Source organism: Herbihabitans rhizosphaerae (assembly GCF_004216555.1).
GTDB lineage: Bacteria > Actinomycetota > Actinomycetes > Mycobacteriales > Pseudonocardiaceae > Herbihabitans > Herbihabitans rhizosphaerae.
In genome coordinates this window covers 197,323-222,791 of record NZ_SGWQ01000008.1, presented here as the reverse complement: position 1 = coordinate 222,791, position 25,469 = coordinate 197,323, and the positions used below count along the sequence as shown (strand labels likewise).

General features: G+C 70.4%; 25 protein-coding genes. 7 read left to right on the top strand and 18 right to left on the bottom strand.

Annotation, left to right across the window (positions count from 1 at the left end):
• Positions 1-34: 34 nt before the first annotated feature.
• From hisB to hisD, 3 genes are read right to left on the bottom strand one after another with little or no spacing between them, the layout of a single operon-like run.
• Entirely contained in the window at positions 35-634 is a 600-nt protein-coding gene (gene hisB, locus EV193_RS23165; RefSeq protein ID WP_130346315.1) for an imidazoleglycerol-phosphate dehydratase HisB, read from the bottom strand.
• Positions 631-1,728, bottom strand: a complete 1,098-nt coding sequence (locus tag EV193_RS23160; RefSeq protein ID WP_130346313.1) for a histidinol-phosphate transaminase — start codon at positions 1,726-1,728, stop codon at positions 631-633. Before EV193_RS23160 ends, hisB begins: the two co-directional genes overlap by 4 nt.
• Complete coding sequence (gene hisD / locus EV193_RS23155; RefSeq protein WP_130346312.1) at positions 1,725-3,047, bottom strand: histidinol dehydrogenase; 1,323 nt, start codon at positions 3,045-3,047, stop codon at positions 1,725-1,727. The genes EV193_RS23160 and hisD overlap by 4 nt, the downstream gene beginning before the upstream one ends.
• 140 nt (positions 3,048-3,187) lie before the next feature.
• Between hisD and EV193_RS23150 the strand changes: the two genes are divergently transcribed.
• From EV193_RS23150 to EV193_RS23140, 3 genes are all read left to right on the top strand, one after another.
• Complete coding sequence (locus EV193_RS23150) at positions 3,188-4,507, top strand: M14 family metallopeptidase (protein WP_130346311.1); 1,320 nt, start codon at positions 3,188-3,190, stop codon at positions 4,505-4,507.
• Between the two features lie 169 nt (positions 4,508-4,676).
• On the top strand, positions 4,677-5,978 hold the full coding sequence (locus tag EV193_RS23145; RefSeq protein ID WP_130346310.1) for a M14 family metallopeptidase: 1,302 nt from the start codon (positions 4,677-4,679) through the stop codon (positions 5,976-5,978).
• A gap of 156 nt (positions 5,979-6,134) precedes the next feature.
• Positions 6,135-7,442, top strand: a complete 1,308-nt coding sequence (locus tag EV193_RS23140) for a M14 family metallopeptidase (protein ID WP_130346309.1) — start codon at positions 6,135-6,137, stop codon at positions 7,440-7,442.
• Positions 7,443-7,499: 57 nt separating this feature from the next.
• Here the strand turns inward: EV193_RS23140 and EV193_RS23135 are convergent, their stop codons facing one another.
• The 5 genes from EV193_RS23135 to EV193_RS23115 all read right to left on the bottom strand — a co-directional run bounded on the left by EV193_RS23135 (position 7,500) and on the right by EV193_RS23115 (position 12,596).
• Positions 7,500-8,279 (bottom strand): nucleotidyltransferase domain-containing protein, encoded by a 780-nt coding sequence (locus EV193_RS23135; RefSeq protein ID WP_130346308.1) that lies wholly within the window; start codon positions 8,277-8,279, stop codon positions 7,500-7,502.
• 18 nt (positions 8,280-8,297) lie between these two features.
• Positions 8,298-8,969, bottom strand: coding sequence for a nucleotidyltransferase domain-containing protein (locus EV193_RS23130; protein ID WP_130346307.1), 672 nt, complete (start codon positions 8,967-8,969; stop codon positions 8,298-8,300).
• A 1-nt stretch (position 8,970) separates the two neighbouring features.
• Entirely contained in the window at positions 8,971-9,795 is an 825-nt protein-coding gene (locus tag EV193_RS23125) for an SdrD B-like domain-containing protein (protein WP_130346306.1), read from the bottom strand.
• Between the two features lie 68 nt (positions 9,796-9,863).
• Positions 9,864-11,033, bottom strand: a complete 1,170-nt coding sequence (locus tag EV193_RS23120) for an aminotransferase class V-fold PLP-dependent enzyme (protein WP_130346305.1) — start codon at positions 11,031-11,033, stop codon at positions 9,864-9,866.
• A gap of 9 nt (positions 11,034-11,042) precedes the next feature.
• Positions 11,043-12,596, bottom strand: coding sequence for an ABC transporter substrate-binding protein (locus EV193_RS23115; RefSeq protein WP_242613593.1), 1,554 nt, complete (start codon positions 12,594-12,596; stop codon positions 11,043-11,045).
• A gap of 69 nt (positions 12,597-12,665) precedes the next feature.
• Here EV193_RS23115 and EV193_RS23110 point away from each other — a divergent pair, with 69 nt between their 5' ends.
• Positions 12,666-13,448: a carbon-nitrogen hydrolase family protein gene (locus EV193_RS23110; RefSeq protein ID WP_130346303.1), complete on the top strand. Its 783-nt coding sequence runs from the start codon at positions 12,666-12,668 to the stop codon at positions 13,446-13,448.
• Here the strand turns inward: EV193_RS23110 and EV193_RS23105 are convergent.
• The 4 genes from EV193_RS23105 to nadA are packed head-to-tail and all read right to left on the bottom strand — an operon-like array spanning position 13,445 to position 18,313.
• Positions 13,445-14,764, bottom strand: coding sequence for a cytochrome P450 (locus EV193_RS23105; RefSeq protein WP_130346302.1), 1,320 nt, complete (start codon positions 14,762-14,764; stop codon positions 13,445-13,447). The two genes, EV193_RS23110 and EV193_RS23105, sit on opposite strands and share 4 nt — an antisense overlap.
• A 29-nt stretch (positions 14,765-14,793) precedes the next feature.
• Positions 14,794-15,684 (bottom strand): carboxylating nicotinate-nucleotide diphosphorylase, encoded by an 891-nt coding sequence (gene nadC, locus EV193_RS23100; protein ID WP_130346301.1) that lies wholly within the window; start codon positions 15,682-15,684, stop codon positions 14,794-14,796.
• Complete coding sequence (locus EV193_RS23095; RefSeq protein ID WP_130346300.1) at positions 15,681-17,312, bottom strand: L-aspartate oxidase; 1,632 nt, start codon at positions 17,310-17,312, stop codon at positions 15,681-15,683. Before EV193_RS23095 ends, nadC begins: the two co-directional genes overlap by 4 nt.
• A complete protein-coding gene (gene nadA, locus EV193_RS23090) occupies positions 17,309-18,313 on the bottom strand; it encodes a quinolinate synthase NadA (RefSeq protein ID WP_130346299.1) in 1,005 nt (334 codons plus the stop codon). Before nadA ends, EV193_RS23095 begins: the two co-directional genes overlap by 4 nt.
• A 60-nt stretch (positions 18,314-18,373) precedes the next feature.
• On the opposite strand from nadA, the gene EV193_RS23085 reads away from it, so the two are divergent.
• Both EV193_RS23085 and EV193_RS23080 read left to right on the top strand, forming a co-directional pair.
• Positions 18,374-19,069: an NUDIX hydrolase gene (locus EV193_RS23085; protein ID WP_207222761.1), complete on the top strand. Its 696-nt coding sequence runs from the start codon at positions 18,374-18,376 to the stop codon at positions 19,067-19,069.
• Between the two features lie 34 nt (positions 19,070-19,103).
• Positions 19,104-19,784, top strand: coding sequence for an LON peptidase substrate-binding domain-containing protein (locus tag EV193_RS23080; protein ID WP_130346298.1), 681 nt, complete (start codon positions 19,104-19,106; stop codon positions 19,782-19,784).
• Positions 19,785-19,787: 3 nt separating this feature from the next.
• On the opposite strand, the gene EV193_RS23075 is transcribed toward EV193_RS23080, so the two are convergent.
• On the bottom strand, positions 19,788-20,462 hold the full coding sequence (locus EV193_RS23075; RefSeq protein WP_242613592.1) for an SMP-30/gluconolactonase/LRE family protein: 675 nt from the start codon (positions 20,460-20,462) through the stop codon (positions 19,788-19,790).
• Between the two features lie 243 nt (positions 20,463-20,705).
• On the opposite strand from EV193_RS23075, the gene EV193_RS23070 reads away from it, so the two are divergent.
• Entirely contained in the window at positions 20,706-21,362 is a 657-nt protein-coding gene (locus tag EV193_RS23070; protein WP_207222760.1) for a TetR/AcrR family transcriptional regulator, read from the top strand.
• An 18-nt stretch (positions 21,363-21,380) separates the two neighbouring features.
• Here the strand turns inward: EV193_RS23070 and EV193_RS23065 are convergent, their stop codons facing one another.
• The 5 genes from EV193_RS23065 to EV193_RS23045 form a co-directional block, all read right to left on the bottom strand.
• Positions 21,381-21,977: a DUF2567 domain-containing protein gene (locus EV193_RS23065; protein WP_130346297.1), complete on the bottom strand. Its 597-nt coding sequence runs from the start codon at positions 21,975-21,977 to the stop codon at positions 21,381-21,383.
• 10 nt (positions 21,978-21,987) lie between these two features.
• A complete protein-coding gene (gene bsaP / locus EV193_RS23060; RefSeq protein ID WP_130346296.1) occupies positions 21,988-22,197 on the bottom strand; it encodes a biotin synthase auxiliary protein BsaP in 210 nt (69 codons plus the stop codon).
• Between the two features lie 6 nt (positions 22,198-22,203).
• On the bottom strand, positions 22,204-23,223 hold the full coding sequence (gene bioB / locus EV193_RS23055; RefSeq protein WP_130346483.1) for a biotin synthase BioB: 1,020 nt from the start codon (positions 23,221-23,223) through the stop codon (positions 22,204-22,206).
• Positions 23,224-23,313: 90 nt separating this feature from the next.
• On the bottom strand, positions 23,314-24,030 hold the full coding sequence (gene bioD / locus EV193_RS23050; RefSeq protein WP_130346295.1) for a dethiobiotin synthase: 717 nt from the start codon (positions 24,028-24,030) through the stop codon (positions 23,314-23,316).
• An 11-nt stretch (positions 24,031-24,041) separates the two neighbouring features.
• Complete coding sequence (locus tag EV193_RS23045; protein WP_130346294.1) at positions 24,042-25,469, bottom strand: DUF6346 domain-containing protein; 1,428 nt, start codon at positions 25,467-25,469, stop codon at positions 24,042-24,044.

The following is a 25,469-nucleotide window of genomic DNA, read 5'->3' as shown; positions in this document are numbered from 1 at the left end:
ATGGTCGCGGTCTCCGAGATCCATCAGACACGACCTACAGCACACCCTTGGTCGAGGGGATGCCGCCGATGCGGGAGTCGGGCTCGACGGCGGCGCGCAGCGCACGGGCCACCGCCTTGTACTGCGCCTCGGTGATGTGGTGCGGGTCGCGGCCGTACAGCACGCGCACGTGCAGCGCGATCCTGGCGTGGAAGGCCAGCGACTCGAACACGTGCCGGTTGAGCACGGTCGGGTAGTTGCCGCCGACCGTGAACCCGACGAGCGTGTCCGGCTCGCCCGTCTGCACGCAGTACGGGCGGCCGGACACGTCGATCGCCGCGTGCGCCAGCGTCTCGTCCATCGGGATCCACGCGTCGCCGAAGCGGCGGATGCCCGCCTTGTCCCCCAGCGCCTTCCCGATCGCCTCGCCCAGCACGATCGCCACGTCCTCGACGGTGTGGTGCGCGTCCACCTCGATGTCGCCGGTCGCGCTGACCGTGAGGTCGAACGCGCCGTGCACGCCGAACGAGGTCAGCATGTGGTCGTAGAACGGCACGCCGGTGGACACGTCGGTCCGGCCGGTGCCGTCCAGGTCGATCTCCACGGAGACCTTGGACTCCTTGGTCGCACGTTCGACCTTGGCGATCCTGCTCACGGGGCAAGCTCCTTCGATGCGGCGAGAAACGCGTCGTTCTCCTCCGGCGTGCCGACGGTGACACGGAGGTGGTGCGCGATCCCGACGTCCCTGATCAGCACACCATTGTCCACATAGGACTGCCAGGCGGCGTGCGCGTCGGTGAAGTGTCCGAACAGGACGAAGTTCGCATCACTCGGCACGACCCGGAAACCCATGCCGGACAACGCGTCCACGACCCGGTCGCGCTCCTTGGCGAGCGTGGCCACCGACGCGAGCGTCTGATCGGCGTGCGCCAGCGCAGCCCGCGCGGCGGCCTGGGTGAGCGAGGACAGGTGGTACGGCAGCCGCACGAGCTGCAGTGCGTCCACGATCGCGGGTGCCGCGGCCAGGTAGCCGAGCCGCCCGCCGGCGAACGCGAACGCCTTGCTCATGGTCCGGCTGACCACCAGCGTGGACGGGAACTCCTCCAGCAGACACAGTGCACTCTGCCGGGAGGAGAACTCCGCGTACGCCTCGTCGACCACCACGATCCCTTGTGCCGCACGGAGAATCTCGCGCACGTCGTCCAGTGGCACGGACTGGCCGGTCGGGTTGTTCGGACTGGTCACGAACACCACGTCCGGCTGCCGATCCGCGACAATCTCCGCGGCCGCCCGGGTGTCCAGCGAGAAGTCGTCCCGCCTCGGCGCGGGCAGCCACTCGGTGCGGGTGCCGGCCGCGATGATCGGGTGCATCGAGTAGCTGGGCTCGAACCCGATCGCGGTGCGGCCCGGCCCGCCGAACGCCTGCAGGAGCTGCTGCAGGATCTCGTTGGAACCGTTAGCCGCCCACACGTTCCCGAGCTCGACCCGCACGCCGGTCGAGGTCGTCAGGTACGCGGCGAGATCGGTGCGCAGCGCCACGGCGTCCCGGTCCGGGTACCGGTGCAGGCCCTTCGCGATCTCGGCCGCCGCGGTGGTCACGTCGTCGGCCAGCTCACGCGGCGGCGGATACGGGTTCTCGTTGGTGTTGAGCCGAACCGGCACGTCCAGTTGCGGCGCGCCGTACGGCGAGCGCCCGCGCAGGTCCTCGCGCAGCGGCAGGTCGTCCAGCCGCACCTCGCCGCCGATCATCGGTCGCCCCGGAAGCGCGCGGTGACCGCCTGCCCGTGCGCCGGCAGGTCCTCGGCGTCGGCGAGCGCCACCACGTGGCCGGCCACCTCGCGCAGCGCCTCCTCGGTGTAGTCCACGACGTGGATGCCGCGCAGGAACGTCTGCACCGACAGGCCGGACGAGTGCCGCGCGCACCCGCCGGTGGGCAGCACGTGGTTGGACCCGGCGCAGTAGTCGCCGAGCGACACCGGCGCGTACGGCCCGACGAAGATCGCCCCGGCACTGCGCACCCGGGCGGCGACCTCGCGCGCGTTCGCGGTCTGGATCTCCAGGTGCTCAGCGGCGTAGGCGTCCACAACGGACAGTCCATCGTCCACAGAGGACACCAGCACGCAGCCGGACTGCTTGCCGCGCAAGGCTTCGGTGATCCGGTCGGTGTGCTTGGTGGCCGTGACCTGGCGGGCCAGCTCGGCGTCCACCGCGTCGGCCAGCTCGGGCGAGTCGGTCACCAGCACGCTCGCGGCGAGCGTGTCGTGCTCGGCCTGGCTGATCAGGTCGGCGGCCACGTGCACCGGATCGGCGCCCGCGTCGGCCAGGATCGCGATCTCCGTCGGGCCGGCCTCGGAGTCGATCCCGATCAGCCCGCGCAGCATGCGCTTGGCCGCGGTCAGGTAGATGTTGCCCGGACCGGTGACCATGTCCACCGCCTCGAGCGGCTCGCCGGTGGTGTCCGTACCGCCGTAGGCGAGCAGCGCCACGGCCTGCGCACCGCCGACCGCCCACACCTCGGTCACGCCCAGCAGCGCTGCGGCGGCCAGCACGGTCGGGTGCGGCAGCCCGTCGAACTCGGCTTGCGGCGGCGAGCACACCACCAGCGACTCGACGCCCGCGACCTGTGCCGGCACCACGTTCATCACCACGCTGGACGGGTAGACCGCGAGCCCGCCCGGCGCGTACAGGCCCACCCGGCGAACCGGCACCCAGCGCTCGGTGACCGTCCCGCCCGGCACCACCTGCGTGGTCACGTCGGTGCGGCGCTGATCGGTGTGCACCCGCCGAGCCCGCGCGATCGACTCCCGCAGCGCGTCGCGCACCACCGGGTCCAGTTCGTCCAGCGCGCGTTTCAGCTCCTCGGCCGGCACCCGGACGCCGGCCGGGCGCACCTTGTCGAACCGCTCGGTGAACTCGAGCACCGCGTCCACACCACGGTCGCGCACCGCCTCCACCACCGGCCGCACCTGATGCAGCACGGCGTCCACGTCGACCCCGGCGCGCGGCAGAGTCGCGCGAAGCTCGGTGGGTGCCGGCACGGAAGTGCGCAGGTCGATGCGGGTGAGCATGGTGTCCTTTCAGCAAGGCGTCGCTACTACAAAGGGTAAGCCGCGAGCGATTCTTGCCGACGATCGGAGGGTTGTGCCCCGTCACACATGTTCACGAGCCTCTTCATGAGTGCTACAGCCAGTGAACGACTGGAGGCAAGATGTCGAGGAAACGTCGAGCATTCGGCGTCGTCGCGGCGGCAGCGGCCGGCGCCGCGCTGCTGATCGCACAGCCAGCCCTGAGTGCCAGCGCGCAGCCGAACCCGGACTCCGGGCAGGCCGCGCCGGCTCGCGGTCTGTACAAGGTCCTCGGTGCGACCAACACCGAGCAGTACCGGCAGGTCGGCCAGTCCGGTGTCGACGTGCTCAATCACAGCCATCTCGGGCGCAAGGCCAGCGGCCCCGGCGTGGAGTTCGACATCGTGGCCACGCCGGAGCAGGCGGCGACGCTGCGGTCCCAGGGGTACACGGTCAACCTGACCGGTGACTGGGCCGCGATGCTCAAGGAGCGCAGCAAGGGCGACGGCGGGCAGCGCTTGGCCGGCGACTTCCCACCCGGCGACGAGAAGTACCACACGTACCAGGAGATGGTCGACGAGATCAACAAGGCGCAGAGCGACCACCCGGACATCGCCAAGGTGTCCAGCATCGGCAAGTCGCACGAGGGCCGCGACATCCCGGTCATCAAGATCAGCGACAACGTCGCGCAGGACGAGAACGAGCCGGAAGTCCTGTTCACCTGCAACATGCACGCCCGGGAACACCTGACCGGGGAGATGTGCATCCGCATCTTCAACCGGTTCACCGACGGCTACGCGAATGACCCGGCGATCAAGGACATGGTCGACAATCGCGAGATCTACATCGTGCCGATGCAGAACCCGGACGGCATCGAATTCGATGTGGCCAGCGGCGAATATCAGGGCTGGCGCAAGAACCGTCAGGACCAGGGCACGGACACGAACCGCAACTTCGACTTCAAGTGGGGCTGCTGCGGCGGTTCCAGCGGTAATCCGGGCGCAGAGGACTACCGCGGACCGTCAGCGGCATCGGCACCGGAAGTGCAGGCGATTCAGAAGTTCGCGGAATCGCGGGTGGTCGACGGAAAGCAGCAGATCAAGGCGCACGTCGACTTCCACACGTTCTCCGAATTGGTGATGTGGCCGTTCGGCTGGACCGATAACGACGTCGCCGAGGGCATGACCCAGGAGGAGGCCACGCGCTTCCAGACCATCGGCAAGCAGATGGCCGACACCAACGGGTACACGCCGCAGCAACTCAGCGACCTCTACCCCACCGACGGGACGATCTGCGACTACCTGTGGGGCAAGCAGAGGATCTGGAGCTTCGCGTTCGAGATGTACCCGTCCGGCGGAGGCATCGACGGCTTCTACCCGCCCGACGAGAAGATCGAGCCGGAAACCGCACGAAATGACAAAGCCGTCGACATTCTGGTGAAGGCGGCGGGCGAGGTGCCCTGAGCGAATCGTCCGAATGAACCAGCGTGAACGGGCCGGGAGCAGGTGTTTTCCGGCCCGTTCACATCACCCTGCGTTGTTGTGATGCGCCCCCGACGATCGGCGGGTTGTGGCTCACGACACACGCTGGCCACCCTCATGACATCACGGCCTGTGAATACACGGAGGCGAGATGTCAACGAAACGTCGGGCTGTCGGGGTGGTGGCAGCGGTCGCGATCGGCGCCGCTGTCCTCATCGTGCAGCCCACGCTGAACGCGAGTGCCCAATCCACCGCGAACGGCGAGCAGGCAGCGCCGGCGCGAGGTGTCTACAAGATCCTCGGTGCCACGACGAAGCAGCAGTACCAGCAGATCAACGACACGGTCGACGACGTGCTGAGCCACCACGGCAGGCGGACGACCTCGGCGCCCGGCGTCGAGTTCGACGTCGTCGCCACACCGCAGCAGGCGAGCGCGCTGCGCTCGCAGGGTCTCACCCTCAACCTGACCGGTGACTGGGACGCGATGCTCGCCGAGCGCAGCAAGGGCAAGAAGGCCGGCGACTTCCCGCCCGACGACGCCAAGTACCACAACTACAAGGAGATGACCGACGAGATCAACAAGGCCCAGAGCGACCACGCCGACATCGCCAAGGTGTCCAGCATCGGCAAGTCGCACGAGGGCCGCGACATCCCGGTCATCAAGATCAGCGACAACGTGGCGCAGGACGAGGACGAGCCAGAGGTCGTCTTCGGCTGCAACATCCACGCCCGCGAGCACCTGACCGCGGAGATGTGCCTGCGTATCGCCGCCCGCTACACCGACGGCTACGCCAGCGACGCCACGATCAAAGACATGGTCGACAACCGGGAGATCTACATCATTCCGATGCAGAACCCGGACGGCATCGAGTACGACATCGCCAGCGGCCAGTACCGCGGTTGGCGGAAGAACCGCGAGGGCCAGGGCACCGACTTGAACCGCAACTTCAACTTCAAGTGGGGTTGCTGCGGCGGTTCCAGTGGCAGCCCGAGCTCGGAGACCTACCGGGGCCCGTCCGCCGCGTCGGCGCCGGAGACCAAGGCCATCCAGGGCTTCGTCGACTCCCGTGTGGTCAACGGCAAGCAGCAGATCAAGACGCACATCGATTTCCACACGTACTCGGAACTGGTGCTGTGGCCGTTCGGCTGGACCTACGACGACGTCACCGAGGGCATGACCGCGGAAGAGGCCAAGCGCTTCCAGGACTTCGGTCGGCAGATGGCCCAGACCAACGGATACACCCCTGAGCAGTCGAGCGACCTGTACATCACCGATGGCACGACCGACGACTACTACTGGGGCGTGCACAAGGTCTTCAGCTTCACGTTCGAGATGTATCCGTCCGGCGGCGGAGGCATCGACGGGTTCTACCCGCCCGACGAGAGGATCGAGCCGGAGACCGCGCGCAACGACAAGGCGGTCGACATGATCGTCGCGGAGGCCGGCAAGTAGTCGCCGACCGAGATCAGTCACCGACGGGGCCGCGGGACATCGTCCTGCGGCCCCGTCGCTTCCATGGCAACGTTTCCCGACGATCGATGGTTGTGATGGTCATTCGCCGTTGACGAGGCTCGACAGGTCACAGCTTGTGGAACTACCGGAGGCGAAATGTCAACCACACGACGGGCCGTCGGGGTGATCGCCGCGGCTGTCACCGGTGCCGCCCTGCTGATCGCTCAGCCGGCCCTGAGCGCCAGCGCGCAGCCAAACCCGGACTCGGACTCGGGGGCAGCGCCGGCTCGCGGTCTGTACAAGGTCCTCGGCGCCACCACCAAGCAGCAGTACACACAGATCACCGACTCCGGCGTCGACGTGCTCACGCACCACGGCAAGCGCAAGGCGTCCGCGCCGGGCGTCGAGTTCGAGGTCGTCGCCAACCCGGAGCAGGCGCAGAAGCTGCGCTCGCAGGGCTACAAGGTCGACCTGAACGGCGACTGGGACGCGATGCTCAAGGAGCGCAGCAGGGGCAAGAAGGCGGGCGACTTCCCGCCGGACGACGAGAAGTACCACAACTACAAGGAGATGACCGACGAGATCAACAAGGCCCAGAGCGACCACGCGGACATCGCGAAGGTGTCCAGCGTCGGCAAGTCGCACGAGGGCCGCGACATTCCGGTCATCAAGATCAGCGACAACGTCGGGCAGGACGAGGACGAGCCCGAGGTGCTGTTCACCTGCAACATGCACGCTCGCGAGCACATCACCGCGGAGATGTGCCTGCGCATCGTGAGCCGGTTCACCGACGGCTATGCCGGTGACGCGGCGATCAAGGACATGGTCGACAACCGCGAGATCTACATCGTGCCGATGCAGAACCCGGACGGCATCGAGTACGACATCTCCGGCGGCGACTACAAGGGCTGGCGCAAGAACCGCGAGGGCCAGGGCACCGACCTGAACCGCAACTACTCGTTCAAGTGGGGCTGCTGCGACGGCTCCAGCACCGACCCGGGCGCCGAGGACTACCGCGGACCGTCCGCCGCGTCGGCACCCGAGACGCAGGCCATGGAGAAGTTCGCGGCATCACGCGTGGTCAACGGCAAGCAGCAGATCAAGTCGCACATCGACTTCCACAGCTTCTCCGAGCTGGTGCTCTGGCCGTTCGGCTGGACCCAGGACGACGTCGCCGAGGGCATGACCGAGGCGGAGGCCAAGCGCTTCCAGGACCTCGGCAAGCAGATGGCGCAGACCAATGGGTACACCCCGGAGCAGTCCAGCGACCTCTACGTCACCGACGGCGCCATCGACGATCACATGTGGGGCACCCACAAGATCCTCAGCTACACCTTCGAGATGTACCCGTCCGGCGGCGGCATCGACGGCTTCTACCCGCCCGACGAGAAGATCGAGCCGGAGACCGCCCGCAACGACAAGGCGGTCGACATGATCATCAAGGCGGCCGGCGAACAGCCGTAGTCCGTTGTCCGAGGTCCGAGAACGCCGGAGGGGCAGCCCCTCCGGCGTTCTCGCGTTTCAGGCCAACCGCATCCGGACGATCAGGTCGTGCAGATCCGCCTTCGGTGAGCGCTCGGTGGGCTCGGTGGGCGGAGCCACCGGCAGGTGCGATCCGTCCCGGGCCTGCTCCAGCTCCGCGCGCAGCCGTTCGACGTCCGCTTCGAGTCCACTGTGGACAGGCGCGTCGGGCACCGAGCCGAGCGTGCGGTGCTCCCCGGTGCGCTTGGCGTCGATCAGCCCGGCGAGGTAGGCCGGTGCGCCGAGGTTCTCCGCGAGTGTCGGCAGGTGTGCCACCGTCTCCCCCGTGCGCATCAGGTGGATACCGGTCAGCAGGGCGCGGAAGGTGTACAGCAGCGGCTTGAGCTCGCCGTTGCCGACGAACAGCCGCCACTGCGTGCCGGCGAAGCCAAGGTAGTGGTGCGCGTGTGAGCTGGTGACGCAGCGCGGTGCGATGTCGATCATCGCCCGGTGCTCCTCGCTGGTGTGCACGACGAGCGGGGACAGCAGCTGTTCGAGTACATAACCGTTGCGCCGCAACAGAAGCGTGGCGAACTTCGCGATGTCGTGGGTGACCAGGTCGATCTCGGTGCCGGCGCGGTCCCAGGTGCGGTCGACGGTGTCCGGACCGTGCACGAGACCGACCACCTCCTCCGCCGGCAGCACGTGCGCACCGCGCAGGTCGACGTCGGAGTCCTGCGACGGGAACCCGTACAGGTGCGCGCCGGACACCGTGGCGAACGCCAGCCGGCGCGGCTCGGCGGCGATCACGTCGGACAGGTCGGGCACGGTCATCGTCATGGGAACTCCCCTGGTGACTCAGGACTGCAGGTCGCGCCGCCGCACCGAAGCCAGCCAGTATTCGACCGCGGCGGTGTCCGGCTCCTCGGGCAGCGGGCTGGTGGAGGCGACGGTATCGATCTCCACACGCAGCCGGTCGACCCAGGCCATCGCGTCCGGCCAGTCGGTGCCACCGGAACGCACCGCGAGCAGAGCCTCCCGGTGGCCGGCCATGTCGACCTCGAGCTTTCCGTCGCGCAGCAGTGACTCCGCCATGATCAGCATACGGATCGAGTGCATCAGCTGTTTGCGCCGCCGCTCGCCGCGTGACTCCGACGTGGCCCGGCCCAACTGTCGAGCCGTCGCGCGTTCGAAGGTCACCGCCGCCCGCCGGGACAGGAACGCCGGCGCGAGGGTGCGCAGTTCCGCACCCACGTCCGTGCACACCTCGATCAGCGGTGAGACGAGGACCTCGAGCACGGTCGGGTTCGCCTTCAGCGCGAGCCCACAGAAGTGCTCCACCTCCCAGCTGAGCCGCTCCGGCTCCGGTCCCTCCACACTGGACGGTGGTTTCTCGAAGCGCCAGAACGACTCGGTCGGCGCGACGTACACCCCTCGTCTGTCCACATCGGACTCAGAGGTGGCGAGTCCGTATGCCCGCGAGCCGACCACCACGGACAGCACGGTCCGGTGGGCCACCAGGTCGTTCAATTCAGCGTGTCGCCGTGATCGCGAGCTTGGCGAAGTTGTCCGCCGGGTTCTCCGTGGGATCGCGGTAGAACCCGTTCATCCGGAACTCCAGTTCGGCGGTCAGCGCCTTGTTCGCCGTCACCGTCACCTCCACCGGCATGGACACCGCGCCCGGCACGAGCACCGACTCCGTGTTGCAGATCAGCGCCGGGAAGTCGTCGATGTGGCACTTCCAGTCGGGTGCCGGCTTCGGCGTGAGTGTGACGCCGTCGGGGATCTCCACGCTCAGCGAGTCGCCGATCTTCGGCACGGTCCCCGGGTTGGTGTAGACGATCTTGGTAACGGCGGAGCCGCCCTGCGCGGGGAAGTTCACCGACGTGGGGTCCGCGGCGATCGCGATGTCCGCCCGCCGCTCGGTCAGGCCCGCGTCCGACTCGCCGTCGCAGGCGGTCTCCGTGCAATGCCGGATCGGGCTCAGCCCGGTCACCCAGTCGATGTCGGAGTCCACGGTGGGATCACCGCCGACGTCCGGGCGGGTCAGCGTGAGCTTGTCGGTGCCGTACACCTTCACCTTGTAGTCGGCCGTCGGCACCGGCGGCGCGAACGAGTAGCGGCCCTCCGCGTCGGTCTTCGCGTCGGCGTACGTGCCGCCCTTGAGGTCCTTGAGCTGCACGGCGATGCCCGCCACTCCGGTCTCCCCCGCACCGCGCACACCGTCGCCGTTGGTGTCGCCGAACACGACGCCCGCGACCGCCGGTGCCGCGCCGCCGTCCGCCCAGCTCATGGTCGCGCCGACCGTCACACCCGCGGCCGCGATCACGACCGCGACCAGAATCCGTGCCCTCATACGTTCCTCCCGACGAATTGCCTGCACAACGTGTACGCCCCACCCGAGCACCGCGTTGCCTTCTTCGATCAGGATCGAAGAGCGGCCACCTCGGCGACACACGCGTCGAGCTGCTCGTCGTCCACGAAGTAGTGCGGCGACGCGCGCACCACCTCGTGCAGCCCGCGCCGGGTCATGTCGAGCACCGTGGAGCCTCGCCTGCTCACCGTGACCGTGATCCCCTTGCTCACCAGCGTGTCCCGGACGTGCTCGGCGTCCACCCCGTCCACGGTGAACGTCACGATCCCGCACCGCCGCTCGCCGAGGTCCCGCACGGTCACTCCGTCCACGCCGGACAGCCCGGCGCGCAGCCGGTCGGCACGGTCGGTCACCGCCGAGGCGATCGCGTCCACGCCGAGCCGCAGCGCGTACCGGGCCGCGGCGATCAGGCCAAGGCGCTCGGCCACGCCGGTCTCCCACAGCTCGAACACCCGCGCGTCGTCCCGCAAGCTGATCTTGTCCGGCGCGTGCCAGGTGCCCGCGTCCACCATTCTCGGGTGCAGCCGCTCCAGCGCGGCCCGCCGCACCACGAGCATCCCGGTGCCGCGCGGTCCGCGCAGCCACTTGCGACCGGTGCCGCTGATGATGTCGACACCCAGCTCGTCGGCGCGCACGGGCAACTGGCCGATCGACTGGCACGCGTCGAGCAGCACCAGCGCGCCGACCTCGTGCGCCGCCGCCGCGACCTCAAGCACCGGGTTCACCAGCCCGCCGTTGGTCGGCACGTGCACCAGCGACACCAGCTTCACCCGCTCGTCGAGCATCTCGCGCAGAGCCTGGACGTCAAGCGCCCCAACGGAATCCGACGGCACCGGCTCGACGGTGGCACCCGTATCGGCGGCCCGGCGGAGCAGTGCGATGGCGTTGCTGTGGTACTCCGCCTCGGTCACCAGAACGCGGTCGCCCTCGGCCAGCGGCACCGCGTCGAACGCGGACAGCCAGGACCGGGTCGCGCTGTCGGTGAACGCCACCTCGTCCGGCTCGCAGCCGAGCAGCTCGGCGAACACGCCGTAGCCGGCCTCCAGGTCGTCGAGCCGCTCGTTCGCCGCGCGGTACCCGCCGATCTCGGCCTCCCGGTGCAGGTGCCCGATCACCTCATCGAGCACACCGACGGGCGGCAGAGACGAGCCGGCGCTGTCCAGGAACACCTGCCGGTAGCAGGCCGGAGTGTCGCGGCGAACCGCGTGCAGATCGATCACACAGTCAACTTAGCGCGGCTGCCACCGGTGCAGGTTCCACCACGGGCCCCAAGTCAGATCCTGCGTGGACGCGTCGACCACGGGCTGGTAGCCGGTCCAGTTCTGGCGCAGCACGTAGGAGTGCCTCGGCGCCACCAGTGTGACCATGCTCGGCGTGTTCACGTACGCCCGCTGCAGCTTGCGGTACGCGGCCGCGCGCTGCGCCGGATCGTTGGCCGCGCGGGCGACCTGCAGCGAGGTGTCCACGGTCGAATCGGCGGATCGGCCGTGCAGCAAGGGGAACAGCCACGGGTCGAGGTCGAACGGGTCGCCGGTCGCGATCACGGTGGCGTCCGCGTCGGCGCGCGCGGCGAACTGGGTGGCGCTGACCGGGCGCACGGTCACCCGAACGCCGATGGTGGCGGCGTCGGCGGCGAACGCCGTGGCCAACTCCGCGGCGAGCACGTCGCCGGTGGCGTGCGCCAGGGTGAACGCGGCGGTGACACCGTCGCGGACCCGGATTCCGCTCTCGCCGAGCCGCCAGCCCACGTCGTCGAGCTTGCGGCGCGCGGAGGTCAGGTCGCGGGTGAAGGTCGCGGACGGCTCCACGAACTCGGCGAGCACCTCGGGCACCGGGGTGTGCGCCTCGCCGCCCTGGCCGTTCAGCGGGCCGGTCACCAGCGCCTTGCGGTCCACCGCCAGGTTCAGCGCGAGCCTGATCGCCGGGTCGGCGGTGACCGGGTTGGCCGACGGCATCGCGATCGAGCGCACCTCGCCGCTGCGCTGCGCCACCGACTCGAACCCGGTCGTGTCGCCGTAGGAGCGGGCGAGCGAGGGCGGCAGCGCGACGCCGTCCACCTTCCCGTCGCGCAGGCGCTGGGCGCGCATCTGGTCGTCGCGGACGAACTCCACGGTGACCTTCTTGATCGGCGGCGGACCGTCCACATAGGACGGATTGGCGTCGAGGACGAGGCGCTCGCCACGCTGCCACTCGGCCACCTTGAACGGGCCGGTGCCGACCGGCGGCGGCATCGAGGCGACCGGCGTCCGCTCGGCCAGCGCCTCACTGGGCAGCACGCCGACCACGAGCAGTCCGGGGAACGGCGCGTACGGCGTGTTCAGGTCGAACCGCACGGTGCTGGCGTCGACCGCGCGCACGCCGGCGAGCATGGCGAACCGGGGCCGCAGCGGTGAGGCGTACGCCGGATCGAGCAGCGCGTTGTAGGTCGCCACCACGTCGTTGGCGTCGAAGGCCGATCCGTTGGAGAAGCTCACGCCCTTGCGCAGGGCCACCGTCCAGGAGCGCCCGTCGGCCGACGGGCGGGGCATGTCGGCGGCGAGCTGCGGCCGCAGGGCCAGGTCGGCGCGGTGTTCCAGCAGTGCGTCGTAGATCTTGCCGGCGCCGTGCGGGGCGTACCCGGCCAGCGGGTTCAGGCTCGCCGGCTCCTCGGCCACCGCGATCACGATCGTGCTGCCGTCGGTGTCACCGGAGGCCGTCGGCGTCGGCGCGCCGGTGCACGCGGCGAGCGCCAGCACGAGGGCAGCCGGCACCCCGGCACGAATTCCCCTCGGCTTTCCGATCACAACGGCGACACTAGAGGAGTCCATACTGCGAAGTAGACCTATTTCGACAAAGTCGTGGGAGGTACGCCGGTGCGCGCGGCCCTGTGCCAGATCACGTCGACCCCGTCGCCGAGGGACAACCTGGAGCTGATCACCGACGGTGTCCGGTCGGCCGCGGCGGCCGGTGCGCGACTGGTGGTGTTCCCGGAGGCGACCATGGCCTGCTTCGGCACCGCGCTGGCGCCGCTCGCCGAGCCGCTGGACGGCCCGTGGGCGACCGCGGTGCGCGGCATCGCCGAGGAGCACGGCGTGCTGGTGGTGGCCGGCATGTTCACGCCGTCGCCGGACGGGCGGGTGCGCAACACGCTGTTGATCACTGGGCCGGGCACGCACACCGGCTACGACAAGATCCACCTGTTCGACGCGTTCGGGTTCGCCGAGTCTCGCACGGTCGCGCCCGGCGATGAGTTGGTGACCGTGCCGGTCGATGACACCGTGGTCGGCGTGGCCACCTGTTACGACGTGCGCTTTCCCGAGCTGTTCACGCGGCTGGCCGACCGGGGCGCCTCGGTGATCGTGCTGCCCGCGTCCTGGGGCACCGGGCCGGGCAAGCGCGAGCAGTGGGAGCTGCTGGTGCGCGCCCGCGCGCTGGACTCGACCTGCTGGGTGCTCGCGTGCGGGCAGGCCGAACCGGCCGAGACGCCCAACTCGAAGGCACCGACCGGGATCGGCCACAGCGCCGTGGTCGACCCGTACGGCACCGTACGGTCGGCCGCCGGCAGCGCACCGGAACTGCTTGTGGTGGACCTGGACGCGGACGTCGTGGAGCAGGCGCGCCAAGCGATTCCGGTACTGGCGAACCGCCGCCTTTAGCGTGGAGTCAGGATCACCCTGGCGCCGCGCGTGGGCACCATCGTGATGTTGCGCATCTTGCCGGGCTCCGGGCGCTCGCGATCCGGCCGCACGTCGTACCGGCTGAGTACCGCCTGGAGCACGGCCGCCGCCTCCTGCACCGAGAAGCTCGCGCCGATGCACCGGCGCACGCCGCCGCCGAACGGGATCCAGGTGCCGGCCTCAGGGCCGTGGCCGATGAACCGTTCCGGCTGGAAGTCGCCGGGTGCGGGGTGCAGCGTGTCGTCGGCGTGCACCAGCGCGATGCTCGGCGAGATCACCGTGCCGCTGGGCAGCCGCATCCCGGCGACCGTGGTGTCCTCGGTCAGCTTGCGCCCCACCGCGAGCACCACCGGCCGCAGCCGCATCGCCTCCTTGGCCACCGCGGACAGGTACTCCTCGTCGCCGGTGTCGGCCGCCTGCTGAGCGCGGCGCAACACGTCCGGATTGCGCGCCAGCTCGTGGAACGACCAGGCCAGCGCGGTCGCCGTGGTCTCGTGCCCGGCCAGCAGCAGCGTCATCATGTGATCGCGCAGCTCGATGTCGGCCATGTCCGGATCGGCGACCAACAGGCGGGACAGCACGTCGGTGCGCTCGGCCAGGTCATCGACCGTGCGACGAGCCGCGATCTCCTTGTATATCAAGGCATCCGCGGCGTTCAGGTCGCCCTGGTTGCGCTTCCACGGCCAGTACCGGCGCAGCCGCGGGGACGCCCAGCCGAAGACCGCCACCGGGCCGATGTTCACCAGGCGGCGGATCGTCGGTCGCAGCTCGGCCAGCCGGTGCTCGTCGGTCATGCCGAACACCACCCGCAGAATGATCTCCAGCGTCACGTCGTTCATCTGCCGGTGCATCTCGAACGGGCGGCCGACCGGCAGCACGTCGGCGCACTTCTCGGCGAGCGTGGTCATCATCTCGCCGTACCCGCGCAGCGCCGCGCCGTTGAACGCCGGCATCAGCCGCTTGCGACTGCGCTTGTGGTCCTCGCCGTCCTGGATCAACACCGAGTGCTCCCCCATCACCGGGGCGAGTACGCGATTGCTCTCGCCGGCGTGGAAGCCCTCCGGCGCGCCGGCGAACACCTCGCGAATGTGCTCCGGCCTGCTGATGATCACCACGTTCCGCCCGCCGCCGAAGGACAGCCTGATGGTGAACGCCTCGCCGTAGCGCTGCCGCCAGCGCGGCACGAACTTGTGCCGCGCCGTCATGAACAGCAAGGTCTGCACGGCCTTCGGCAGCTTCGGACCGTCCGGCAGACTCGGACTGGTACCAGTGCGCTCGACATCGATCGTGGCCATGCCGTCCACTATGGCCCAGTCGAGCGCGATCAGCGAAGATCCAGCCCCAGATCCAGTGCGGGCGAGGAGTGGGTGAGCCCGCCGACGGCGAGATAGGCGACGCCGGTCTCGGCATAGGCGCGCGCCACGTCCAGGGTCAGCCCGCCGGACGCCTCCAGCCTTGTGGACGCCCCTCGTGCCGCGACCCGCCGCACCGCCTCGCGGCACCACTCGACGGTGAAGTTGTCCAGCAGCACCAGCTCGGCCCGCTCGTCCAGCGCCTCGTCGAGCTGGTCGAGATTGTCCACCTCGACCTCGCACGGCAGGTCTGGCGCGTGCGCGCGGGCGGCGGCGAGTGCCTTGCGCACCGAGCCGGCCGCGGCCACGTGGTTGTCCTTGATCAGCACCGCGTCGCCCAGCCCGAGCCGGTGGTTCACCCCGCCGCCACAACGCACCGCGTACTTCTGCAGCAGTCGCAGCCCGGGCAGTGTCTTGCGGGAATCCCTTACCGCGCAACGGGTTCCATCGATCGCACGCACCCAGGCGGCGGTCGTGGTGGCCACCCCGGACAGGTGACACAGCAGGTTCAGCGCCGTCCGCTCGGCGGTCAGCAGCCCGCGCACCGGCCCGCGCAGCTTGATCGCCGGCTCGCCGGGTTCGAGCGTGGAGCCGTCCGCCGCGCGTTCGATGATCTCGTAGCCGCCCTGGCCGATCACCGAGTCGAATACGGCCAGCGCCACGGGAACGCCGGCCAGCGTGCCGGCCGCGCGCGGCGTGATGTCCGCGAACGCGATCGCGTGTTCCGGCACGGTGGCCGCCGTCGTGGCGTCCGGCCCGTAGCGCAGGTCCTCCTCGAGTGCCGCGGTGACCACGCGCCGCACGTCGCCCAGGTCGATGCCGGCGGAATCCAGCGCGCCGACGGTCGCGGCGGAGAGGGTCACGCGGCACCTCGCAGTTCCAGTGGTGCTGCGAGCACCGGCTGGCCGGACGGGTTCAGCCGCACCACCAGACTGTGTCGCCACTGCTCGTCCCGCTCCGGGAAGTCGGTGCGCACCTGGCAGCCGCGCGACTCCGTGCGCCGGGCGGCCGAGGCGATCACCGCTCGCGCGGCCAGCGTCAGCGCGGCGTCCTCCACCGCCTGCCGCGAGTCCAGCGGACGGTCCACAGTGGACACATCGAGGACGGAGCCGACCACGGCCAGCCCCTCGGCGTCCCGCCCGATCGCGGCGTAGCGGCTCATCACCCGCTGCAGCGTGTCCCGGTCGGCGATCGGGGCGACCGGGATCGCCGGGCCGGGCGCCGTGCACGGCGTGGCCAGCAGGCCGGCGGCGAGATCAGCCGCGACCGCGTCCGCCGCCCGCGCGCCTACCACCAGGCCTTCGAGCAGGCTGTTGGAGGCGAGGCGGTTCGCGCCGTGCAGCCCGGTGCGGGCCACCTCGCCGGCCGCGTACAGGCCGGTCACACCGGTTCGACCGTCCACAGTGGACACGACGCCGCCGCAGTGAAAATGCGCGGCCGGCGCGACCGGGATCGGGTCGACCAGCGGGTCCACCCCCACCTCGGCACACGCGGCGTACACCGTCGGGAAGCGCCGCTTGAAGTCCACAGTGGACAGTCGAGTCGCGTCCAGGTACACGTGGTCGTCCACGCCGCCCGGCGCCTGCGTCATCCGTGCGGTGATCGCCGCGGACACCACGTCCCGGGGCGCCAGGTCCTCCAGCGGGTGCACCCCCGCCATCACCCGCGCGCCGGTCGCGTCCAGCAGGATCGCGCCCTCGCCGCGCACCGCCTCGGTGACCAGCGGGCACCGGCCGCGCGCACCCGCGCCGGTGTACAGCACGGTCGGGTGGAACTGCACGAACTCCACGTCCGCGGCGGTCGCGCCGGCCCGCAGCGCGACCGACAGCCCGTCCGCCGTGGCCACGTCCGGGTTGGTCGTGGCCTGGTAGAGCTGGCCCGATCCGCCGGTCGCCAGCAGCACGGCCGGCGCGTGCACCACACCGGGAATCCCGTTGTGGTCCAACAGAAGCAGGCCGACCACCGCGCCGGACGCGGTGCGCGCGGTGTCCACCGCGACGTGGTGCTCCAGCATCGGGATCGCGCCGTCGCGGGCCGAGGCCAGCAGCGCGCGCTCCACCTCGGCGCCGGTCGCGTCACCGCCGGCGTGGATCACCCGGAACGCGGTGTGCCCGCCTTCCCGGGTGCGGGCCAGCCGGCCGTCCTCGGCGGCGTCGAATCGCGCGCCCAACCCGCGCAACGCGGTGATCGCCGCCGGCCCGCCCGCGATGATCTCCTCGACCGCGGCCTCGTCGCACAGGCCGGCGCCCGCGGTCACCGTGTCCGCCGCGTGCGCGGCCACCGAGTCAGCGGAGTCGCGCGCAGCGTCCTCACTGGGCAGCACGACGGCCACGCCGCCCTGCGCCCACCGGGTGTTGCCGTCGTTGGCCGCGCCCTTGGTCACCACCAGCGTGCGCAGTCCCAACTCGCGTGCCCGCAACGCGGCCGACAGCCCGGCCACACCGGTGCCGACCACCACGAGGTCGGCACCGGCGGCCCAGCGGGCGGTCACTCCCCACCGCCCGGCTTGCCGATCTCGATCATCCGCCGCACCGCGCCGCGCGCCCGGGCCGCGATCTCCGGGTCCACGTGCACCTCGTCGCGCCCCTCGCGCAGCGACCGCAGCAGCGCCGCCGGAGTGATCATCTTCATGTAGCGGCAGGACGCGCGATCGTTCACCGCCTTGAACTCGATCTCCGGAGCGGCCCGGCGCAACTGGTGCAGCATGCCGATCTCGGTGGCCACCAGCACCGACCGCGCCTTGGTCGAGCGCGCCTGGGTCACCATGTCCCCGGTGGACAGGATCTTCACCTTGTCCGCCGGCACCGTGCCCTCGCCCGCCAGGTACAGCGCCGACGTCGCGCAGCCGCACTCCGGGTGGATGAACAGGTCCGCGTCCGGATTGGCCGCCGCCCGCTCGGCGAGCTCCGGGCCGTTGATACCGGCGTGCACGTGGCACTCGCCGGCCCAGATGTACAGGTTCTCCCGTCCGGTCTCGCGCTTCACGTGCGCGCCGAGGAACTGGTCCGGCGCGAACAGCACGTCCTGGTCGGCGGGGATCGAGCGGACCACGTCGACCGCGTTGGACGAGGTGCAGCAGATGTCGGTCTCCGCCTTCACCTCGGCGGTGGTGTTCACGTAGGAGACCACCACCGCGCCGGGGTGCTCGGCCTTCCACGCGCGCAGGTCCGCGCCGGTGATCGAGTCGGCCAGCGAGCACCCGGCCCGCACGTCCGGGATCAGCACGGTCTTCTCCGGACCGAGGATCTTGGCCGTCTCGGCCATGAAGTGCACGCCGCAGAACACGATCGTCGAGGCGTCGCTCTCGGCCGCGATCCGGGACAGGGCAAGGGAATCGCCGGTGTGGTCGGCGATGTCCTGGATCTCCGGAAGCTGATAGTTGTGCGCGAGCAGAACGGCGTCGCGCTCCTTGGCCAGCGCGCGAATCTCCTCGGCCCACGACGCGTCCGGATCGACGCCGCTGTACGGGGTGAGGTCCACTGTCGCCGTCATCGCACTCCTCCTCGGGTGTCCGATTTCCAATTCCGAGGTTTTCGCCTTAGAATCGAAAACATGCCAAATCGTAGCACCGCACACCCCCAACTGGCACACGAAGTCCTGGCCGCGGTGCTGCAAGTGCGAGCGGGATCACTGCGGGTCCTGCTCTGGGAACGCGGCATGGAACCGCACGCGCACCGATGGTCACTGCCCGGCGGCCGGCTCGGCGGCGACGAGTCGGTCGAGGACTCGATCCGCCGCCAACTCGCCGAGAAGGTCGACGTCCGGCAGCTCGCGCACGTCGAACAACTGGCCGTGTTCAGCGCGCCGGACCGGGTGCCGGGCCCGCGCACGATCGCCACCGCGTTCCTCGGGCTGGTGCCGTCCGACAACGACCCCGCGCTGCCGTCGGACACCGCGTGGCACCCGGTCGACACGCTGCCGGAGACCGCGTTCGACCATCACGCGATCGTGCTGCGCGCGCGGGACCGGCTGCGCGCCAAGCTGTCGTACACCAACATCGGATTCGCGCTCGCGCCGCCGGAGTTCACCGTGTCGGCGCTGCGCGGCATCTACTCCGCCACACTCGGCTATCGCGTGTCGGCGACCAACCTGCAACGGGTGCTCTCCCGGCGCGGCCTGCTCGAGGCGACCGGCGAGACATCGCGCCCGGGACGCGCCGGCGGGCGGCCGGCCGCGCTGTACCGGTTCACGTGCCGCGGCATGCAGGTGACCGACCCGTTCGCGGTCTTCCGTCCCCCATCTCGGTGAGCGACACGGCCCGCGAGGCCGTAGCGTTGACCGGGTGACCGAGTGGCTGCCGCTGTTTCCCTTGCACAGCGTGCTGCTGCCCAGTGCACACCTTCCGCTGCACGTGTTCGAGCCGCGCTACCGCGAGCTGACCGTGGACCTGATCACCGAGAAGGTGCCCGACCGGCGGTTCGGCGTGATCGCGCTGCGGCCCTCGCCCACCGTCGAGGTCACCGAACTCGGACAGCTCTACGAGATCGGGTGCGCCACCCTGTTACGGCAGGCCAAGCGGCTGCCTGACGGGCGCTACGACATCGTGACCACCGGCGAGCGGCGGTTCCGGCTGCGCGCGCTGCACACGACGCGTGCGCCCTATCTGGTCGGCGAGATCGACTGGGTGCCGGACGCGCCGATGCCGACGGTCTCGCCCGACACGGTGACGCTGCTGGCCGACTCGGCCCGCGCGGCGCACCGCCGGTATTGCACGGCCGCCTGGGAGCCACAGGACTGGACCACGCCGGCCGAGGACACGTCGCTTTCCGATCTCGGACATCTGATCGCCGCGGACGCGCTGCTGACCGTGGACGATCGGCAGGCACTGCTCGAGGAGACACGTCCGCTGCACCGGCTGCGGATGGCCAGTCGGGTGCTCAACCGCGAGGCGCGCATCATCTCCACGCTGCGCGCCGTCCCCGCGCCGCCGGCCGAGTTCCGCACCCAGCTCAGCCCGAACTGACCTTCACGGCACCTCGGTTACGTAGATTCGGGCGCTGCGACGGGCGAGGACCGACTCGAGCTGGTCGATGCCCTCGAACTCGTTGCACAGGAGGAAAAGGTGTCGGCCCTCCGGCCCGCCGAGTGCGCACGAGAAGCAGGGCAGGTCGGTCTCGACACGATGGGTGATCTCACCGCCGTCGAGCACCCGGACCACTGCTCCGGCGGGACCGCTCCCGGTGTGCGCGTGCGTGTCAGCGGTCTGGCACCAGATGCCGCCGTCGGGGTCGATACAGATGCCGTCCGGCCCCAGCCCCTCCGCCCACGTGCGACGGCCCGACAACGAGCCGTCGGCGGCGATGTCGAAGGCCGACAACCGGCCGGCGAAGGACTCCGCGACGACCAGCGTCGAGCCGTCGGGAGTGACCACCATCCCGTTGGGGAAATCGATGTCGCCGGCAACGTCCCGAGCGGTGCCGTCCGGTTCGATCAGGCGAATCCACCCGGGTTCGGGTGCACCGCCGCCGAGGAAATCGAAGTCGGCGCCGTTGACGTAGACGTGGCCGGCCGGGTCGACGACGAGCTCGTTACCGCCCTGCGGGCTGTGCCGCACCGCTGAGCCGTCCGGCTCCACCCGGGTCAGCTCCTCGCCGGAGACCAGCAACCGGCCGTCGGGCAGCCAGGCGATCGACCAGCCCATCGTGTCGCGGCCCGGCCCGGCCCGACCACCTCACTCCGGCCCTCCATGTCGACCGCGATCACCTCACCGCTGGCCCAATGGGCGAACCACAGCCGGCCCTCGTGCCAGCGTCCGGACTCGACCATGGTCAGGCCGTCGGTGAGCAGCCGTGGCGAAGGCAGCAGAGCGGGCATGGTCGACTCCTGACGCGACTGGACTGGACGGTCTAGTTCTATCGGCACGAGTGAAGGTACCTTTGGCCTCGTGCTCGATCAACACCCCGTCGCCACCGGGCCGGATCGCCCGGCCCGGAAGCAGGCCGCGATTCTCGAGGCGGCCACAAAAGTGTTCCTGGACAACGGCTTCCTCGGGACGAGCATGGACGCGATCGCGCGTGCCGCGGAGGTCTCCAAGCAAACCGTCTATCAGCACTTCGGTGACAAGGAGCGCCTCTTCGTCGCCATGGTCCGTGCGGCCGTCGACACGGTCGCCGACCCGGTTTCCGCCGAGATCGAACAGCTCGGCTCCGAGGGTGACCTGGCCGCGGATCTGAACGAACTCGCCGTGCGGCAGCTCACTGCCGTACTCCAGCCCCGGGTACTGGCGCTGCGCCGGTTGGTCATCGCCGAAGCGTTCCGGTTCCCCGAGCTCGGGCAGGCCTTCTTCGACCAGGGCCCGGGTCGCACGATGAACGGACTCGCGGCCAGGTTCGCCGAACTCGCCCGAGAGGGCCGGTTGCACCTGGACGACCCGCCGGCCGCGGCTTCGGAATTCAACTGGCTGGTCATGGCCGCACCGATCAACGAGGCGATGCTGCTCGGCCGGACCACCTTTCCGGCCGCGGACCTCGCCGTCATCGCCGACCGAGCCGTGGCGACGTTCATGCGTGCCTACGGCCGAAGCCGCCACACCGATCGCTGAGCTACGACAAGCCCGCGATCACCCGAGGCGGCGGCCCAGGTCGTCGCGGCCGTTCCACGCGGCGAGGAGCCCGTAGGCGAGCGCGGTGGTCATCGGCCACGCGACGATCGGCCAGTAGGACTCGATCCGCGGCGCCTGCGTCACGATGTCGCCGATCTTCGGCGGCGCGTCGACGGCGAAGCGGCCCTCGGCGAACGACACGCCCGTGGTCACCGCCAGCCACGCGGCCACCGCTCCGCCGAGCACCGCCGCGATCATGATCACCGGGCCGCGGCGCTCCCGCATGAACCACACGGCCACACCGGTCACCACACCGGCGGCCAGTGCGAACAGGGTCAGCAGCACGAGATCGTCGAACCGGTGGTAGCTCTCCGCCTGCAGCGGAACCAGCAGCCCGTCCTCGCGCACCCGCAGCCGCACGCCGGGCGCCAGCCGCGACCACAGCCACCCGATCGCCATCCCCAGCAGCGCGACGAAGGACAGCACGCTCACCGCGGGGATCAGATCGCGCTTGACCACGACCTTGGCGCGGGGCGGCTCCCACAGGTGATAGAGCCGCTCGTACGGCGCCTCCGCCGGATACGGCGCCTGCTCCTGGCCTGATGTCGCGGACACTCGGAGCAGCCTAGTCCGCCGCGGCCACCGTGTCCGAGGAGGTCTGCTCGCCGTGCCGGCTGCACCGCGCGGTCCACCCGGTCGGCGTCACCTGCACGACCATCCGGCGCGCGCACACCGCGCAGTACCGAGGGGGATCCAGCGCCGCGCGCGGACTGGCGCACGCCGGGTGCGCTACGTCCGCCGGTTGTCCACAGTGGACGCAGAAGGTCGTGGTCACGGTCTCCTACAAGGTGTCCGAGAGCGCCTTGATCGGCATCTTGAGTTCGTCCAGCATGTCCAGGTCGGCGCTGGGCGCGCGGCCGAGATTGGTCAGGTAGTTGCCGACGATGATCGCGTTGATCCCGCCGAGCATGCCCTGCCGGGTGCCCAGGTCGCCGAAGGTCAACTCGCGCCCGCCGGAGAACCGCACGATCGCGGTCGGCAGGGCCAGCCGGAACGCCGCGATCGTGCGCAGCGCGTCCTTGCCCTCCACGATCTCGTAGTTCTCGTACGGCGTGCCGGGCTGCGGGATGAGGAAGTTCATCGTGCACTCGTCCGGGCCGAGATCGGCGAGCTGGGCGGCGAACTCGGCGCGCTGCTCGACGCTCTCCCCCATGCCGATGATCCCGCCGCAGCACACCTCCATGCCGGCCTCGCCCACCATGCGCAGGGTCTCCCAGCGCTCCTCCCAGGTGTGCGTGGTGACCACGTTGGAGAAGTGCGATTTCGCGGTCTCCAGGTTGTGGTTGTAGCGGTGCACGCCCATCGCGACCAGCTCGTCCACCTGCTCCTGGGTGAGCATGCCGAGCGAGCAGGCGATGTTGATGTCGTTGCCGTCTTCGCGGATGGCCTTGATCCCGTCCCGCACCTGGGACAGCAGCCGCGTGTCCGGGCCACGCACCGCGGCCACGATGCAGAACTCGGTCGCGCCGGTCTCGGCCGTCTCCCGCGCGGAACGCACCAGGCCGGGGATGTCCAGCCACGCCGAGCGCACCGGTGTCGGGAACCGTCCGGACTGCGAACAGAAGTGACAGTCCTCGGGACAGCCGCCGGTCTTCAGGCTGATGATGCCCTCGACCTCGACCTCCGGCCCGCACCACTTCATGCGCACCTCGTGCGCCAGCGACAGCAGCTCCTCGAGCCGGTCGTCGTGGAGCCGCAGCACGGCGAGGATCTGCTCCTCGGACAGGCCGGCTCCTCGTTCGAGCACCTGCCGCCTGGCCACGGCGAGGATGTCCTCACCGGTCTCGGGGCTCGACTCGATCTCGGCGGCTGCCGTCACGGTGGTCCTCCTATCCGACGACTATCCGGGTCAGTTTGCACGAATCATGCCGCGATTCGGGCGCGACGTGCGTCACGCTCCAGCGCTCCTCGAGAACTCCGCCGGGTCGAACGTGCCGCCGAATCCCGGGGCGAGCCCGCGCCGGGCCGCGTCGAGGAATTCGGCCGCGTCCAGCTTGCCGGCGTCCTCGGGCAGCGCGCCCGCCAATGGTGCGCCCGCCACCGTCGGCAGGTCGGCCAGGTTGCACCTGCTGGCGAGGTCCGGCTCCCTCGGCCACGACCCGACCACCACACCGGCACAGCTGATCCCCCTGTGCCGCAACGACTCCGTGGTCAATGCGGTGGCGTTCAGGGTGCCGAGGCCGGCCTGCGCCACGACCAGCACGGGTGCGCCGAGCGACCACGCGACGTCGGCCAGCGTGCCGCCCGCGTCGTCGAACCGGACCAGCAGCCCGCCGGCGCCCTCGATCAGCACCAGGTCGTGGTCGGAGGACAGCTCACCGGCCGCGGCGGCCACGTCGGCCGGCCGCACCGGCGGCAGGCCCGCGCGGCGAGCGGCCGTGTCGGGGGCCAGCGGCTCCGGATAGCGGCGCAGCTCGCGGGTGGTGACGCCGTCCGCGAGCCGCCGCACGACGTCGAGGTCACCCTCCTCGCCGGGCGCCACGCCGGTCTGCGCGGGCTTGAGCACGGCGACCCGCCGCCCACCCGCCCGGGTCAGCGCCGCGAGCGCCGCGGTCACGATCGTCTTGCCGACACCGGTATTCGTTCCGGTGATCACGATTACGGCCACGGGTGGTCAGGTTAGACGGTGCTGGTCGACCCGCCGTCCAGAACGGCTCGCTCCCGCTCGTTGAGCGCCGCGCGAAGGTCGGACGGGCACTCCGGCAGGGCGAGTCCGCGCTGACGGCACAGGCTGGTGCGCCAACTCCGGTCGTCGTCGTCACTGGCCATCAGCATCGCCACCCCAGCGCCGATGAGACAGACCGGCGCGATCGCGGCCAGCGCGACCGCGTCGATCGTCGCCTTGAGGCTGATCACGTCATAGAGCGGCACCAGCAGCGGCGCGCCGGAGATCATCAGCAGCGCGGCCACGATCGCCCGACCGCCGGGCCGGGGCGCGCGGGCCCGTTCGCGCGCCGCGTCCAGCGCGTCGACCAGGTCGGGACCGTGCTCGATGATGCGCGCGGCGTCCTTGCGCCTGTGGCCGGTCTTGACGAACGCGGTCAGCACGATCAGCGCGCCGACGACGTCCATGGTCACGCTCACGCCGACCATGGTCTGCTGCGACTTGGCCAGCGTCAGCGTGGCGAGACCGCCGGCCACGAGCAGCCCGCCGGCGAACCACAGCCGGCGCAGCTCGCCGGTGATCACCCAGGACGGCGCGGCACTGGGCGCGGCCGGGTCCAGCTTCTCCCTGCGCCGCTTGAGCTTGTACTCGCGGTCCCACGCCTTCTTCTCGCCGGGATCTGTCTCCTCGCGATCCGGTTCCTCCTCGGCGTCGGAGGCGGAGTCGGTTTCCGCGCGCCGCATCAGGGTTTCCGCGCTGAGCACGGACTTGCGCCTGCTCCGGTTGCGCCACCCCGCGCCGAGTGCGGGGAACATCAGCACCAACGGCATGGTGGTCAGAAGGAACAGGGCGACCAGTCCGAGGACGATCGTCGCGGGCAGGCCGACCAGTGCCCACGCGTGGCCGTCGTCGCGCACGACCGAGGAGCCGCCGAGCGCGCCGCGCTCCTCCACCACCGCGACCGGGCGGCGCAGGTCCGAATAGCTCAACTCGCCGGGTGCGGCGGTGACCCGCTCGATTTTGCCGCCGTCCCAACGCACCTGGCCGACACAGCTGTCCTGGCCGCCGATGCCCCGCCAGCCGAACGGCGCGGGGTCGTCGCACTGCTCGACGGTCAGCACACCGTGCCGCTGTTGCACCGCGCCGAGGCTGCTCACCTCGGCGGACTGGAACACGGTCAGCGTGAGCACCAGACTGGCCGCGCCGACGCCCAGCATGAACAGCACGCCGTCACGGCCGATGCCGCCGCCGATCTCGCCCGGGGTGCGGTCGCGCACCACGCCGAAGACGCACACGGCGATGGCCAGCACGACCGGCGCGAGCACGATCGCGCCGAGCAACGGGTGGTCGGCGAACCCCGCGATGCCTTGGGACGCCGCGAAAAGCAACAGGAACGCGCCGCAGCCCGTGATCCACTTGTCGTTCCCGTCCTCTGCTTCCAC